Below are 14698 nucleotides of genomic sequence, written 5' to 3'. Positions count from 1 at the left end.
CGGCCTCCCCACATCGCAGGCGCCCCTGTCCGCCGCGCCGCGCGGCGGCGGTGAACCGCATGCTCGATACCTACCGCGAGGTCATCACGCCCGAGGGCGTGCCGCTGCAGTTGCCGGCCGCCGGCGCGGTGCCGCGCGCGCTGGCCTGGTTGATCGACCTGGCGCTGCGCTTCGCCCTGCTCACCGCCATGGGCATGTTCCTCGGCCTGCTCGGCGGCCTCGGCCAGGGCCTGTACCTGGTGGCGATGTTCCTGGTGTTCTGGGGCTACCCGATCGTACTGGAGGGCTGGCGTGGCCAGACCCTCGGCAAGCAGGCGCTGGGCCTGCGCGTGGTGGCGCGCGACGGCGCGCCGGCGGGGTGGATGGCGGCGATCACCCGCAACCTGCTGCGCACCGTGGACATGCTGCCGTTCGGCTATGCGGTCGGGCTGATCGCCTGCCTGTTCGATGCGCATTCGCGGCGCCTGGGCGATCTGGTCGCAGGCACGCTGGTGGTGCACCAGCCGCCGCGCGAGGACGCGGCGCTGCCGCCGATCGCCAGCGCGCTCGCGCCACCGCGGCCGCTGCTGCCGGCCGAACAGACCGCGCTGATCGCCTTCGCCGAGCGCGCGCCGCGGCTCACCCCCGAGCGGCAGCTGGAACTGGCCGCGCTGGCGCAGCCGCTGACCGATGCGGCCGGCCAGGCCGGGGTGCTGCGCCTGTATGCGATGGCCAACTGGCTGCTGGGCCGCCGATGAAGCAGGAACAGTTCGTCCTGCGCCATCAGCACGAGTGGCAGGCGTTCGAGGCCTGGCTGCAGCGCAGCGGCAGCGGACGCAAGCCGGCGAAGGCCGCCGACACCGCCGTCGACCCCAAGCACGCGGCCGTGCCAGACCAGCCGCCGCCGCTCGCCGACGAAGACATGCCGGCACGCTACCGGCGCGTGTGCCATCAACTGGCGCTGGCGCGCAGGCGCGGCTACAGCCCGCAGGTCACCGCGCGCCTGCAGCACCTGATGCAGCAGGGCCATACCGTCCTGTACCGGGCGCCGCGTCCGCGCTGGCGGCGCGCGGCGGAGTTCCTGTTCGCCGAGTTCCCGCAGCTGGTGCGCAGCCAGGCCGGCTACATGGCCGCGGCCACCGCGCTGTTCGTGGTGCCGCTGGTGACCCTCTTCGTGCTGCTGCAGTTCCGGCCGGAACTGATCCACGGGCTGATGGACCCGATGCAGGTCAGCCAGATCGAACGCATGTACGACCCGGCCGCCAGCGCACAGAAGCTCGGTCGCGACAGCGGCACCGACTGGCAGATGTTCGGCCACTACATCATGAACAACATCAGCATCGGCCTGCGCACCTTCGCCAGCGGCCTGCTGGCGGGGCTGGGCACGGTGCTGGTGCTGCTGTTCAACGGCATCACCATCGGCTCGGTGGCCGGGCACCTGCACCAGATCGGCTACGGCGTCACCTTCTGGCGCTTCGTCGCCGGGCATGCGCCGTTCGAACTGACCGCGATCGTGATCGCCGGCGGCGCCGGCCTGCAGCTGGGACTGAAGGTATTGGCGCCGGGACGACGGCGGCGCATCGATGCGCTGGTGGAGGGCGGCAGGATCGGCGCCCGGCTATGCCTGGGCGTGGCGGCAATGTTGCTGGTGGCCGCCTTCATCGAGGCGTTCTGGTCGTCCATCGCGACCGTGCCGGCGTGGATCAAGTACAGCGTGTCGGCGGTGCTGTGGACGCTGGTGCTGACGTGGCTGTGGCGCGGCGGCCGCGGCCGGGCGGAGGCCATCGATGCGGATTGAGCGCCTGGACGTGGTGCTGCGCGCACGCTCGGCCTGGGAAGCGATGGAACTGGGCAGCGCCCTGGTCCGCCGCCACGCTGGGGCGATCTGGAAGCCCTGGCTGCTGATCACCCTGCCGCTGTTCGCCGTGCTCAACCTCGGCGCCTGGGCGATCGACCAACTGTGGCTGGCGCCGCTGCTGCTGTGGTGGCTGAAGCCGGTGCTGGATCGGATTCCGTTGTTCGTGATCTCGCGCGCGGTGTTCGGCGACGTGCCGCGCGTGCGCGACACCGTGCGCGCGCAGGGCACCTGGGGCTGGCGCACGCTGCTCGGCTACCTGACCTGGCGCCGGCTGAGCCCGGCGCGCAGCGTGTTCATGCCGCTGGAGCTGCTGGAAGGCGCGAGCACCGACCAGCAGCGCGAGCGCCGCCGCACCCTGGGCGGGGCCGTCTACGGTCATGCGCTGTTGATGGCCACCGTGTACTGGCATTTCGAGGCGATGCTGTGCCTGGCCTGCATCGCCACGATCTTCCTGTTCGTGCCCATCGACCTGCTGCCGGAAACCGCGCGCGCGGCCTGGTCGCTGATCGGCCAGCAGACCCCGGTGTGGGCCGACCTCGGCTTCAACGCCATCGGCTGGCTGGCGATGACCCTGATCGAACCGTTCTTCGTCGGCGCCGGCTTCGGCCTGTACCTCAACCGGCGCACCCAGCTCGAAGCCTGGGACGTGGAGATGGCGCTGCGCCGGATGGCCGCGCGCCTGCGCAATGCCGCGCCGCTGGCGCTGCTGTGCGTGGCCCTGCTCGCCGCACCGGCCGCGGCGCTGCGTGCGCAGCCGGTGGCCGACGACACGGCAGGGCAGACTGCGGCAGCGCCGGCCACAGCCGACGACACGCGCGATGCCGATGGCGAGACCGCCACCGACTCGGACGCGGACGCAGATGCCGACACCGATGCCGACGCCGATGCCGACGGCAAGACGCCTGCCGCACACGTCACCGAGCGCCATCACCATGGGGCGCGCCCGGTCCCGTTGGACGAGGTGTTCGACACCGTGCCCGCCGCCGATGCGCGCTTCGCCCGCGCCGCCGACCGCGCCTACGCCGACCCGCTGCTGACCGCCAAGCGCACCATCGGCTACTGGAAGAAGCGCAATCCCGACGAACCGCCGAAACCGGACGACAGCAAGGAGCGCACCCTCACCCCGTTTGGCGAATGGCTGCAGGCCGCAGGCCAGGCCATCGCCTTCGTCGGCAGATGGGGCATGTGGCTGCTGGCGGGGATCGTGCTGCTGGTGCTGCTGCTGACCGCCAAGCACTGGCTGCCATGGATGCGCGGCGGCGGACGCCGACGCGCGGCGGCGGCGGTGGCGCCGGAGCACGTGCCGGTGCTGGCGCCGCAGCCGCTGCCCGACGACGTGGCGACGGTGGCGCGGCGCGCCTGGCGCGAGGGCCGCCACCGCGACGCACTGGCGTTGCTGTACCGGGCCAGCGTGGCGACGCTGTGCGAGCGCGCCGACCTGGTGCTGCCGCCCAGCGCCACCGAGGCGCAATGCCTGCGCGCCGCGCAGCGTCTGCCCGAGGAGACCGATCGCAGCCTGTTCGCGCGCATGGTGCGGGTCTGGCAGCACGCCGCCTACGCCGGCCGCCTGCCCGAGGACGGCGCCTTCGATGCGCTGGTCGACGACCTGCAGCGGCAGTTCCGGTGGCAGGCATGAACAGCGGCACGCGCAATGCGCTGATCTTCCTGGTCGGCCTGCTGCTGGCCAGCGTCGCCGCGGCCTGGTTCTTCGGCCGCTACGAACGCGCCGAGCGGGTGATCGTGCTGCCGCCGCGCGGCGAGGCCGCCTACAACCCGCTGTACGCGCTGCGCCAGACCCTGCGCGCCGACGGCGTGCGCGCCGAGTCGCGGCAACGCCTGGACCTGGCGGCGATGCGCCTGCACCCGCACGACAGCGTGGTGCTGTACGGCGATCCGCGCATGCTCGGCCAGGCCGACAGCGACGCCTTGCTGGACTGGGTGGAGCATGGCGGGCATCTGGTGCTGCGCACGCCCACGGCCGAGGTCAAGCACGGCGATGTGCCGATCCTGGAAGCGCTGGACGTCACCGTCGAGGCGCGCAGTCCGGACAACTGCCTGATGATGGCGGTGCCCGGCGCGGCGCCGCAAAAAGTCTTCTGCGACGGCCGCCGCTTCCACATCGATCCGGACACGCCCAGTAATTGGTGGAGCGGCGAGGACGACGACTTCGTGTTTGCGCGCGTGCCCTACGGCGACGGCAGCGTGGACGTGCTGTCGCAACTGGATTTCCTCGAGAACCAGGACAGCCGGATCGGCAAGATGTTCGAGGGTTCGCCGATGGAGAACGACCCGGTCCTGCGCAGCGGCGGGCTGCGCGAGGCCGGCAACCGCCTGCTCGCCCGCCAGGTGCTGGGGCCGAACTACGGCCAGGGTACCATCCACCTGATCTATTCGGCCGAACTGCCGTCGCTGTGGCGCACCCTGTTCACCCGCGGCTGGCCGGCCTGGCTGCCGGCGCTGCTGATCCTGCTGGCCTGGCTGTGGTCGCGCATGCAGCGCTTCGGGCCGCTGCGCGCCGCACCGCCGGCCGACCGCCGCTCGCTGCTGGAACACGTGCGCGCCAGCGGCGAACACCTGCTGCGCCACGGCCGCGCCGACCTGCTGCACGCGGCGGTGCGCGAGGCGTTCCTGGCGCGGCTGCGGCGGCGCGCGCCGCTCGCCGCCGCGCTGGAGGGCCCGGCCCAGGCCGCCGCCATCGCCGACCGCCTGCAGCTGCCGGTGGCGCAGGTCGAACAGGCGCTGCAGCCGCCGCCGCCCAATCAACCCGCCGCCTTGCGCGAGCGTATCCGCCTCCTCGTCCAGATGAGAAACCAGTTATGACCACCGCCTCCTCCGACGCCGTCGCGCCGCTCGCCGGCCCTGCCCTGATCGAACGCGCCGAGGCGATCCGCGCCGCGGTCGGCCACGCCTTCATCGGCCAGCCGCAGGTACTGGAGCAGATCCTGATCGCGCTGCTGGCCGGCGGCCACGTGCTGATCGAGGGCGTGCCCGGCCTCGGCAAGACCCTGCTGGTGCGCGCGCTGGCGCAGGCGCTGGAACTGAACTACGCACGCGTGCAGTTCACCCCGGACCTGATGCCCAGCGACGTCAGCGGCCACGCTGTGTACGACCCCAAGACCGAGAGCTTCAAGATCCGCCGCGGCCCGGTGTTCACCCACCTGCTGCTGGCCGACGAGATCAACCGCGCGCCGGCCAAGACCCAATCGGCGCTGCTGGAAGTGATGCAGGAAGGCCAGGTCACCATCGAAGGGACGGCCTTCCCGCTGGCGCCGCCGTTCCTGGCCCTGGCCACGCAGAACCCGGTCGAGCAGGAAGGCACCTACCCGCTGCCGGAAGCGCAGTTGGACCGCTTCCTGCTGAAGATCCTGATCGACTACCCGCAGCTGGAGGACGAGGCGCGGATGGTCGCCGCGGTCACCAGCGGCCGCAGCGCCGGCGACTTCGACCTGTCGCAGGTGCCGCGCGTGCTGGGCGCCGAGGACGTGGTGGCGATGCAGGCCGGCACCGCCGCCATCGCCGTCGACCCGCAGGTCATCGACTACGCCGTGCGCATCGTCGCCGCCACCCGCCGCTGGCCCGGCGTCGCCCTGGGCGCCGGCCCCCGCGGCAGCATCGCCCTGGTCCGCGCGGCGCGCGCGCAGGCGGTGCTGTCCGGCCGCGACTTCGTCATCCCCGACGACATCCGCGACGTGGCCAAGCCCGCCCTGCGCCACCGCATCGCCCTGGCCCCGGAACTGCAGATCGAAGGCCAGAGCGCCGACGACGCCCTGAGCGCGCTGCTGGCCAAGGTGGAGGCGCCGCGGAAATGAGCGGGGAGTCGGGAATGGGGAATCGGGAATGGAAAAAGCCGGGATTCTCGGCGCTTTCAGTCATTCCCGATTGCGATGAAGCGACGAACGCGGCGACGCGTCGCGCTGCAGCCCTGCCGCTTTTCCGATTCCCCATTCCCCATTCCCCACTCCCGGCCCCCCAGCGATGAGACCCGCCCCGCCCCTGCTGGCCCTGCTCGCACTGTGGGCGCTGTGCGGCCTGGCCGTGGCGCTGGGCTGGCTGCCGCTGTGGAGCTGGCAGGCGGTGGCGGCAGGCATCGCGCTGGTCGCGGCGCTGGATGCGTGGCGGCTGTGGCGGCGGCCGACGCCGCAGGTGCACCGCGACCTGCCCGAAGCGCTGCCGCTGGGCGTGCAGCGCGAGGTCGTGCTGCACCTGGACAGCCCGCAGCGCCAACGCGTGGACCTGTTCGACCTGGTGCCCAGCGGCTGGGAGCTGCAGGGCCTGCCGCAGCGCATGACCCTGCCTGCCGCGCACCAGACCCAGGTGCGCTATCAACTGCGCCCGACCGCGCGCGGCCGCTTCGCCTTCGACGGCACCCACCTGCGCCTGCATGCGCCCTGGCGCCTGTGGCGGCAGCAACGCCTGGCCGGACAAGTACAGACCGTGCGCGTGTATCCGAACTTCGCGCCGCTGACCCGCTTCGCCCTGTTCAGTGCGGAACAGGCCTCGCGCCTGGTCGGTGCGCACCTGAAGCGGCGCCGCGGCGAAGGCACCGACTTCCACCAGATGCGCGAGTACCGCATCGGCGACAGCCTGCGCCAGATCGACTGGAAGGCCACCTCGCGCGCGCGCAAGCTGATCTCGCGCGAGTACCAGGACGAGAAGAACCAGCAGTTGCTGATGCTGATCGACACCGGGCGGCGGATGCTGGCCAGCGAGTCCGGCCTGTCGCACTTCGACCATGTGCTCAACGCGGCGCTGGTGGTGTCGTACCTGGCGCTGCGCCAGGGCGATGCGGTGGGCATGATGGCCAGCGGCGGCGAGGCGCGCTGGGTGGCGCCGCAACGCGGCATGGCCACGGTCGACGTGCTGCTGCGCGCCAGCTACGACCTGCAGCCGCAGCCGGTGGCCACCGACTACCTGGCCGCGGCCACCGAACTGTCGCTGCGCCAGCGCCGCCGCGCGCTGGTGATGCTGGTCAGCAACGTGCGCGACGAGGACATCGAAGACCTGCTGGCCGCGGTGCGCCTGCTGCAGCGCCGCCACCTGGTGTGCGTGGCCAGCCTGCGCGAGCGCGAGCTGGACCAGGCGCTGAGCGAGGAGGTCCACGACCTGCCGCAGGCCGTGCAGGCCGGCGCGGTGGCGCGCTACCTGCAGCAACGCAGCGCCGCGCACGATGCCCTGCGCAGCCACGGCGTGATGGTGCTCGACGTCACCGGCGAGGAACTGCCCGCCGCACTGATCGAGCGCTACCTGGCGGTGAAGCGCGACGGGTTGCTGTAGCGAGCGGCCGAGGCGGCGCCGCAGCGCTCGACCGCGCTTGCCGTCGGCGCAAACACTGCCTTATTGGCAGTGCTGCAACAGCTTCTCCAATTCCGCCGCGGCCACGGCGGCAGGAACCTTGCTCTTAATCAGGTCATAGCAGGCCATGGTCGATATGCCGCCCGCCAAACGCTGCGCGGCCACGCCGGTCGAGAACATCTTGCCCAGCCCGATCGACGCGGAGCCACTGCCATTCGCCGTGCTCGTGCCATCGAAGCTGCCAAAGACGGAATAGGAGTCGCCCAGATTGCTGCGTGCGATCTTCGCATTGGCGGACTTGAGAATGGCTTCCTGCAGCTCTGCGGCTTTCTGCTTGCTCGCGTATTCAGCCGCCACGGCGGCGGCGTTCTGCCGCAGGTCATTCTCGCTCTGAGCGAAACCCGCGAGAATCGCCTGGTCTTCGGCATTGGGCACGAGCGCGTCCATGGCGCTCTTCGCGGCACTTACGTCCGCCTCGTCGACCGTGCCCTGGCTGCCCGCCGCTGCCTGGAGTGACGCCCATTTCAGTTTCGCTTGATCGTATGCGCTTTGCCGCTTGGCGGCTGCGCCGTAGCTTTCGCGCAGTTGCTTGAGCTTGCTATCGGCCTCGATCATCGCCTGCTTCGCCAGCGTCTCCTCCGACAGCGCCCTCGCATAGTCTGTCGATGCCTTCTTGGCGACTTCGATCCGCGCGTCTTCGCTGGTCCCGTCCGCGTCCGAGTCGCCCTCTCTGGCGACGCCTGAGATCACCAACAATTCGTACCCTTTCTTGCTGCAGTCGGCACCTGCGACCCCATCGTTGCACTTTCTTGCCACCGCCACCGGCACATAGGCCGCATCCACCTGTTTGTAGCCCAGGTTCATCGAAATGCCTGGGTTCTCGGTGGATGCCGTGGAAACATCGACACCGAATGTCGTCTTCGACGCATACACCAGCGGCGCCTGCTCCAGATGCGCGCAGCCACCCAACAGCAGAAAAGAGCAACAGGCAAGAGACGTTTTCATCGTGACACCTCCTGTGAGTGGACGCAGACCTGCGACAAATCGCCGCCACCGGCCTGCAGGATCGCAAGCAGGCGACGGACCTCGGCTTCGGTATTGGAAATCAGCACGATGCGGCATGCGTCCGCACCAAGGGGAGCATAGATCGCGGTTTCGGCGTGCCAGCCCAACGTCCATGCGCGCGGGGTCTGCGAAATTCCCAGACCTTGCGAGCGGATCGCCACAGGCGCCAAGCCTGCCGTGGCGATGCGCGTGCCGAACAGACCGCGCACGACCACGTCGTCTTGCGCGGTGGCGACCGTCACCACCGCGCACGCGCTGCAGTTGACGGCGACGCACGCAAGCAGCGCCAGCACCCTGGCGCGAGCACGATATGCAGACATGCTGGCCCCTACAGCACTCCCCGACGTCGATCTTCGTCAGTCGAGCAAGAGCAGTCAACCGTGATGCGTATCACGCCGTAGACATTTCGCATGCGGCGCGCATGGCGCGACTCCACCGGCCGCTTTCCCGGCGGAGGATGAACCCCCTGACGTCGCCGCTACGTTGCCGCCGCAGGCACCGGCGGCAACTGCGCACTGGCCTGCTGCAGGCGCTGCAGCGTGCGCAGCATCAGCGGCCGATGCCGCGCCAGCTTCATCCACGCCGGCAAGCGCGCCACCATCGAGCGTCCGAACAGGCCGCGGCGTTCGCGCAGCGTCGCCGCCACGTAGTCCTGCAGTTCCTGCAGATGGCGCGGGTTGTAGGCCCACAGCACCCCGGCGCGGGTTGGCGCTACCAGCGCCAACGGCAGGCCGAAATGCGGGTCGCAGGGCGATCCGTCGCGCATACGATACGTGGTGACGGCCACCGCGCTGACCTTTCCGCACTGCGCGCAACGTCCGGGCAAGGTTGCCGGCGGAGGTGCCGCGCCGCTCGATGTCGCACGGACCCGGACCCATTTGTGTCCGCAATGGCCGCAGGCGCGATGGCCTTCCAACTGCACCGCCCCCACCCAGTCGTCGGCGTCGCTGTCCAGCCCCGCGGCGCACTGCCCGCAACGAAAGCGTGCCTGCCAGCGATACGGCTCCCACTGCGCCAGTACCCAGCCCGGCGCGCCGCAGCGATGGCAGCGCACCGCCACCTGGTCGGCATAGGCGGCCAAGGGCGTGCCGTCGTTGCGATGCCGGCGCGGCGCGCCAGGCGACGCCGCATCGGCGCGCGACACAGACTCAGGCATACAGCACGCCCGGCCGCGCGTCCTCGACGATGGCGTGCGGCAGGAACCGCGCGCTGTCGCGGGTGATCGGGCCATCGTCCTCGCGGATGCCGATGCCACAGGCACGGTCGCCGACGATCCAGCTGCCGACCATGGGGTAGCGGCCCTCGAACGCCGGCAGCGGATGCGCCTGCTGGCGGATGTAGGGTCCGGCATAGGGCCCATCGCTTTCCAGCACGCGGCCGTCGTCCAGGTGCAGCACGATGTTGGCGCCCTCGCGCGAATGCAGCGGCTTGCGCACCCAGCCCGGCGGCAACGCGCTGCCGTCGTCGAACGCGGCCGGCAGCAGGTTCGGGTGGCCGCGGTGGCGTTCCCACAGCAGCGGCAGGATGCCCTTGTTGCTGAGCAGCGCCTTCCACGGCGGCTCCAGCAGGCGCAGGCCCGATCCCGGCAGGGCCTGGCCGAAGCGTTCGGCGAACATGTCCTCCAGTGGATACAGCTTGAACAGCGCGCCGATCACCGTGTCGTCCAGATCGGTATAGCGGCCGTCGCTGGACAGGCCGATGTCCTCGATCGCGATCAGCTCGCCACCGACACCGGCCTGCGCAGCGCAGTCGCGCAGGTAGGCGACCGTGCCCTGGTCCTCTTCCGAATCGCGCACCGCGGCGAAGTACAGCGGCGGCGGCAGCCAGCCGGCGATCGCGGCGAAGCGCTCCAGCAAGGCCTCGTGGATGGAGTTGAACTGGTCGGCGTCGTCCGGCAGGCGACCCTGCGCGCGCTGGTCTTCCAGCCACTGCCACTGGAAGAACGCCGATTCGAACAACGAGGTCGGCGTGTCGTAGTTCAGCTCGTACAGCTTGGCCGGGCCGCGGCCGTCGTAGGCCAGGTCCAGGCGGCCGTACAGATGCGGCTCGCGGCGCCGCCAGCTGTCGGCGATCCAGTCGCGGAACGCCGGCGGAATCGCCAGCCGCTGCATCAACGCCTCGCTGGCGACGATCTCGTCGAGCAGGCCCATCGCCATCGCGTGCAGTTCGGCGCTGGGATCCTCCAGATCGCGTTCGATCTGGCGCAGGCTGAACGCGTAGTAGGCACGTTCGTCCCAGTAGCGCTGCCCGTCGATGGTGTGGAAACGGAAGCCGTACTCCGCGGCCTGGGCGCGCCAGTCGCCGCGCTCGACGATCGCGATGCGTTTCATGCGGGGTCTCGTGCGATGAAAAAGAAAGCCGGGCTCAGCTGCCGAAGCCGCGCCCGCCACCGGATTCGCCGAAACCGCCGCGGCTGACGGTGACCGCCCGGTTCGGCGTGGCGCCGATATGGGTCATGGTCTGGTTGCCGCGCAGTGTCGTGCCGCTGGCCGCCGCACCGGCACCACCGGCGCCGCCGGAATAGGACGCCGGCCGCTGCCACTGATCCTGCCGATCCTGGTAGGCGGGCGCAGCATTGAACCCGGCGGCGCGGTTGTTGTTGAGCATCTGCGACAGGAAGAAACCGGTCATCATCGGCCCGATGAAGGAATGGCCGTGGCTGTCGCGCTGCTCCACGCAGCGCTCCGGCGCATAGTCCTGCGCGCACTGCTCGCGGCTGGCGTACTTGGGCCCCTGCTCGGCCGCCTGCTTCTGCGCCTGCGCGAAGGCCTCGCGGCAGGTGGCGATGTCGTGGGTCTGCGCCACGCAGGCATCCACCGAGGTGTACAGGCCTTCCTGGGCCTTGGTTTCCAGCTCGCGCCCGCAGGCGGTGAACAACAGCGGCGCGGCACTCATCAGCAACAGTGCGGTCGTCTTCGACCTTTTCATGGCAACGTCTTCCTGAGTCCAGCCACGATGATGCCCGGTTCCGCCGGCCGCGGAAACCCGCGGCCGGGGGTTGGACGTCGCTGCGGACGCAGTCGCGACGCGTCAGCTCGTCGGCGGCGGCGGCACGTAGCTCGACAGGCGCGCGTCGAAATACGGCTGCACCGCGGCGATGTTGGACTTGACCTGGATGTCCATGCCGACATCGCGGCTCATGCCCAGCACGTCGTTGTCCGGCCAGCCGGGCCCGAAGCACCATTGCGTGCTGGGGATGTTGTTGGCCTGCAGGTGCGCGAGCATGCGCTTGGTCGCCAACTCCGCGCTGGCGTTGCCGGCCGGATAGCCATGCTCGCCGAGAAAGCCGCGCTTGCCTCGGTGTGCCAGCCAGTCGATGAACGGCGTGACCATCTCGATGCCGGTGTCCGGCGCAACGGATTCATTGGGATTGGCCCAGGCACCGCCGCCTTGGCCCTGGTTGTCCAGGTAGTTGTGCGCCTCGTAGACGATGCGGTCGTACGGGTCGGGGATCGTGTCCAGGTTGTTCGACGCCTCTTTCCACCGGCGGGCGCTGGCGTATTCGTTGCCGCAGACGAACACGTAATGCGACCGGTCGAAATCGAAGATGCGCGCCGCGGTGGCGGTGGCGGTGCGCAGCCAGTGGTCGGCCATCACCAGCTTGCTGCCGTCGGCGTTGTACTCCGGCCCCTCGTAGGGCTCGTTCATCAGGCCCCAGCCGAAGATCGCCGGATGCGAACGGAAGCGCTGCACGATGCGGCTCCACAGATCCGGCAGGCCGGCGGCGTTGTACAGCGTGCAGCCCGGCGTGCCGATCACGCGGTACTCGTAGAGCTTGAGCAGGGTGTCGGCCGGATCGAAGTAGGCCAGATACAGGAAATTACCCTTGCGGTAGGTCCCGTTCCACACCGATTGATCGGCGGGGTCGGTGACCGCGCGCCCATCCGGCCCGATCAACTGCCCAGACCCATCGCGCCGGTAACCGGACTTGCTCGCCACCTTGATCGGCAGGCGCATGTAGTCGTGCAACTCCAGGATCGCCACCTTGCCGCGCTGCGCGAGCCGATTCAGCACCTGCTCGACCTGGTCGCAATACGTGGCGTTGAGCGGCATGCCCTGGCCGGTGCTGAAGCGTGCGGCGGTGGTCGGCAGGCGGAACAGCGGGCAGGCACCAGCGGCGGCGATGTGCTGGTCGCGGATGTCGCGGTAGTGCCGGTCGATGATGGCGTTGTCCACGAAGTTGTTGGACGCCAGCCCGGACAGGTTGAGGCCGGCGAACGGCAGCGTGCCGGCGGCACGGGCCTGGCCGCCGAGGCCCCACAATGCGGCGCCGGCAGCGATGCCGACACCGGCACGCAGGACATTGCGGCGGCCCGGATCGACCGGGGCGGAGGCAAGGGACGGGGTGGGGGAGGAAACAGCGGAAGACGACGAACGCACATGCCGGGGCATGGACACCTCCTGTGGTCATGATGGGCGAGCCGGGCCTACGCCCCCTGACGCACCGGCCACCGCAGTCTGCCAAGCGTGTTCGGGCAGGTCTGCGAACCGCTTCTCACTCCTGGCCGGCGCGCGGCGGCGCCGGCCTGCGTGCTAACGTGATCGGCCCACCCGGTGGCCGCCAGGACGGTTGCAGCAGCAACGATCCGATCGCGCCACCATCGCCAGCCTCCCCGCCCGCACGTTCGCTGCTCCCATGCCCGACTATCGCTCCAAGACCTCGACCCACGGCCGCAACATGGCCGGCGCCCGCGCACTGTGGCGCGCCACCGGCATGCAGGACGCCGACTTCCACAAGCCGATCATCGCCATCGCCAATTCCTTCACCCAGTTCGTGCCCGGCCACGTGCACCTGAAGGATCTCGGGCAGCTGGTCGCGCGCGAGATCGAGCGCGTCGGCGGCGTGGCCAAGGAGTTCGACACCATCGCCGTGGACGACGGCATCGCCATGGGCCACGACGGCATGCTGTATTCGCTGCCCAGCCGCGAGATCATCGCCGACTCGGTCGAGTACATGGTCAACGCGCACTGCGCCGACGCGCTGGTGTGCATCTCCAACTGCGACAAGATCACCCCCGGCATGCTGATGGCCGCGCTGCGCATCAACATCCCCACCGTGTTCGTCTCCGGCGGGCCGATGGAAGCCGGCAAGACCAAGCTCGCCGACCACAACCTGGACCTGATCGACGCGATGGTGATCGCCGCCGATCCCACCGCCTCCGACGAGAAGGTCGCCGCGTTCGAGCGCAGCGCCTGCCCCACCTGCGGCTCCTGCTCGGGCATGTTCACCGCCAACTCGATGAACTGCCTGACCGAAGCACTGGGCCTGGCCCTGCCCGGCAACGGTACCGTGGTCGCCACCCACGCCGACCGCGAGCAACTGTTCCTCAAGGCCGGCCGCACCGCGGTGGAACTGTGCCACCGCTGGTACGGCGCCGAAGACCCGCGCGCGCTGCCGCGCGGCATCGCCACCTTCGAAGCGTTCGAGAACGCGATGACCCTGGACATCGCGATGGGCGGCTCCACCAACACCATCCTGCACCTGCTCGCCGCCGCGCAGGAGGCCGAGGTGCCGTTCACCCTGCGCGACATCGACCGCCTGTCCAAGCGCGTGCCGCAGCTGTGCAAGGTGGCGCCGAACACGCAGAAGTACCATATCGAGGACGTGCACCGCGCCGGCGGCATCGTCGCCATCCTCGGCGAACTGGCCCGCGGCGGCCTGCTGCACACCGACCAGGCCACCGTGCACAGCCGCAGCCTGGCCGACGCCATCGCGCAGTGGGACATCACCCAGAGCGACGACCCCGCCGTGCAGACCTTCTATCAGGCCGGGCCGGCCGGCATCCCCACCCAGGTCGCCTTCAGCCAGGCCACGCGCTGGCCGAGCCTGGACGCCGACCGCGCCAGCGGCTGCATCCGCGACGTCGCCCACGCCTACTCGCAGGAGGGCGGGCTGGCGGTGCTGTATGGCAACATCGCCGAGGATGGCTGCGTGGTGAAGACCGCAGGCGTGGACGAATCCATCCACGTGTTCGAGGGCAACGCCAAGGTGTTCGAAAGCCAGGACGCCGCGGTCAAGGGCATCCTCGCCGACGACGTCAAGGCTGGCGACGTCGTGGTGATCCGCTACGAAGGCCCCAAGGGCGGCCCCGGCATGCAGGAAATGCTGTACCCGACCTCGTACCTGAAGTCCAAGGGCCTGGGCAAGCAATGCGCCCTGCTCACCGATGGCCGCTTCTCCGGCGGCACCTCCGGCCTGTCGATCGGCCACGCCTCGCCGGAAGCGGCGGCGGGCGGCGCCATCGGCCTGGTTCGCGACGGCGACCGCATCCGCATCGACATCCCCCAACGCCGCATCGACCTGCTGGTCTCCGACGCGGAACTGGCCACGCGTCGCGCCGACCAGGACGCCCGCGGCTGGAAGCCGGCTGAGCCGCGTCCGCGCAAGGTCAGCACCGCATTGAAAGCCTATGCGTTGCTGGCAACCAGTGCGGACAAGGGGGCGGTGCGGAACAAGGCGCTGCTGGATGGGTGAAGCGTTGTCATGAAGGCCGCGGATTGCCG

At 70.1% G+C, this 14698-nt stretch carries 13 protein-coding genes; 7 read left to right on the top strand and 6 right to left on the bottom strand.

What is annotated here, in order from left to right; genetic code table 11:
• The first annotated feature begins 59 nt into the window (after window positions 1–59).
• The 6 genes from M3U25_RS13200 (at window position 60) to M3U25_RS13175 (ending at window position 7111) form a co-directional block, all read left to right on the top strand.
• Window positions 60–737 (top strand): RDD family protein, encoded by a 678-nt coding sequence (locus tag M3U25_RS13200; protein ID WP_355502460.1) that lies wholly within the window; start codon window positions 60–62, stop codon window positions 735–737.
• Complete coding sequence (locus M3U25_RS13195; RefSeq protein ID WP_355502463.1) at window positions 734–1777, top strand: stage II sporulation protein M; 1044 nt, start codon at window positions 734–736, stop codon at window positions 1775–1777. Before M3U25_RS13200 ends, M3U25_RS13195 begins: the two co-directional genes overlap by 4 nt.
• Window positions 1767–3473 carry a DUF4129 domain-containing protein gene (locus M3U25_RS13190; RefSeq protein WP_355502466.1) on the top strand — a complete coding sequence of 569 codons (1707 nt, stop codon included), beginning with the start codon at window positions 1767–1769 and terminating at the stop codon, window positions 3471–3473. Before M3U25_RS13195 ends, M3U25_RS13190 begins: the two co-directional genes overlap by 11 nt.
• A complete protein-coding gene (locus M3U25_RS13185; protein ID WP_355502469.1) occupies window positions 3470–4657 on the top strand; it encodes a DUF4350 domain-containing protein in 1188 nt (395 codons plus the stop codon). Before M3U25_RS13190 ends, M3U25_RS13185 begins: the two co-directional genes overlap by 4 nt.
• Window positions 4654–5646, top strand: coding sequence for a MoxR family ATPase (locus tag M3U25_RS13180; RefSeq protein WP_355502472.1), 993 nt, complete (start codon window positions 4654–4656; stop codon window positions 5644–5646). The genes M3U25_RS13185 and M3U25_RS13180 overlap by 4 nt, the downstream gene beginning before the upstream one ends.
• A 166-nt stretch (window positions 5647–5812) precedes the next feature.
• On the top strand, window positions 5813–7111 hold the full coding sequence (locus tag M3U25_RS13175) for a DUF58 domain-containing protein (protein WP_355502475.1): 1299 nt from the start codon (window positions 5813–5815) through the stop codon (window positions 7109–7111).
• Between the two features lie 60 nt (window positions 7112–7171).
• Here the strand turns inward: M3U25_RS13175 and M3U25_RS13170 are convergent, their stop codons facing one another.
• From M3U25_RS13170 to M3U25_RS13145, 6 genes are all read right to left on the bottom strand, one after another.
• On the bottom strand, window positions 7172–8134 hold the full coding sequence (locus tag M3U25_RS13170) for a hypothetical protein (RefSeq protein WP_355502478.1): 963 nt from the start codon (window positions 8132–8134) through the stop codon (window positions 7172–7174).
• Window positions 8131–8514, bottom strand: coding sequence for a hypothetical protein (locus tag M3U25_RS13165; RefSeq protein ID WP_355502481.1), 384 nt, complete (start codon window positions 8512–8514; stop codon window positions 8131–8133). Before M3U25_RS13165 ends, M3U25_RS13170 begins: the two co-directional genes overlap by 4 nt.
• A 158-nt stretch (window positions 8515–8672) precedes the next feature.
• Entirely contained in the window at window positions 8673–9275 is a 603-nt protein-coding gene (locus tag M3U25_RS13160; RefSeq protein ID WP_355502576.1) for a hypothetical protein, read from the bottom strand.
• Window positions 9276–9342: 67 nt separating this feature from the next.
• Complete coding sequence (locus tag M3U25_RS13155) at window positions 9343–10524, bottom strand: glutathionylspermidine synthase family protein (RefSeq protein WP_355502485.1); 1182 nt, start codon at window positions 10522–10524, stop codon at window positions 9343–9345.
• 34 nt (window positions 10525–10558) lie between these two features.
• Entirely contained in the window at window positions 10559–11122 is a 564-nt protein-coding gene (locus M3U25_RS13150) for a DUF1190 domain-containing protein (RefSeq protein ID WP_355502488.1), read from the bottom strand.
• Between the two features lie 102 nt (window positions 11123–11224).
• Window positions 11225–12586 carry a cellulase family glycosylhydrolase gene (locus M3U25_RS13145; protein WP_355502491.1) on the bottom strand — a complete coding sequence of 454 codons (1362 nt, stop codon included), beginning with the start codon at window positions 12584–12586 and terminating at the stop codon, window positions 11225–11227.
• A gap of 244 nt (window positions 12587–12830) precedes the next feature.
• Between M3U25_RS13145 and ilvD the strand changes: the two genes are divergently transcribed.
• Window positions 12831–14669 carry a dihydroxy-acid dehydratase gene (gene ilvD, locus M3U25_RS13140; protein ID WP_355502494.1) on the top strand — a complete coding sequence of 613 codons (1839 nt, stop codon included), beginning with the start codon at window positions 12831–12833 and terminating at the stop codon, window positions 14667–14669.
• The last annotated feature ends 29 nt before the right edge of the window (window positions 14670–14698 follow it).

Origin of the sequence: Xanthomonas sp. PPL134 (assembly GCF_040595915.1) — a bacterium.
GTDB classification, from domain to species: domain Bacteria; phylum Pseudomonadota; class Gammaproteobacteria; order Xanthomonadales; family Xanthomonadaceae; genus Xanthomonas_A; species Xanthomonas_A indica.
This window is presented reverse-complemented; position numbering and strand designations above follow the sequence as displayed.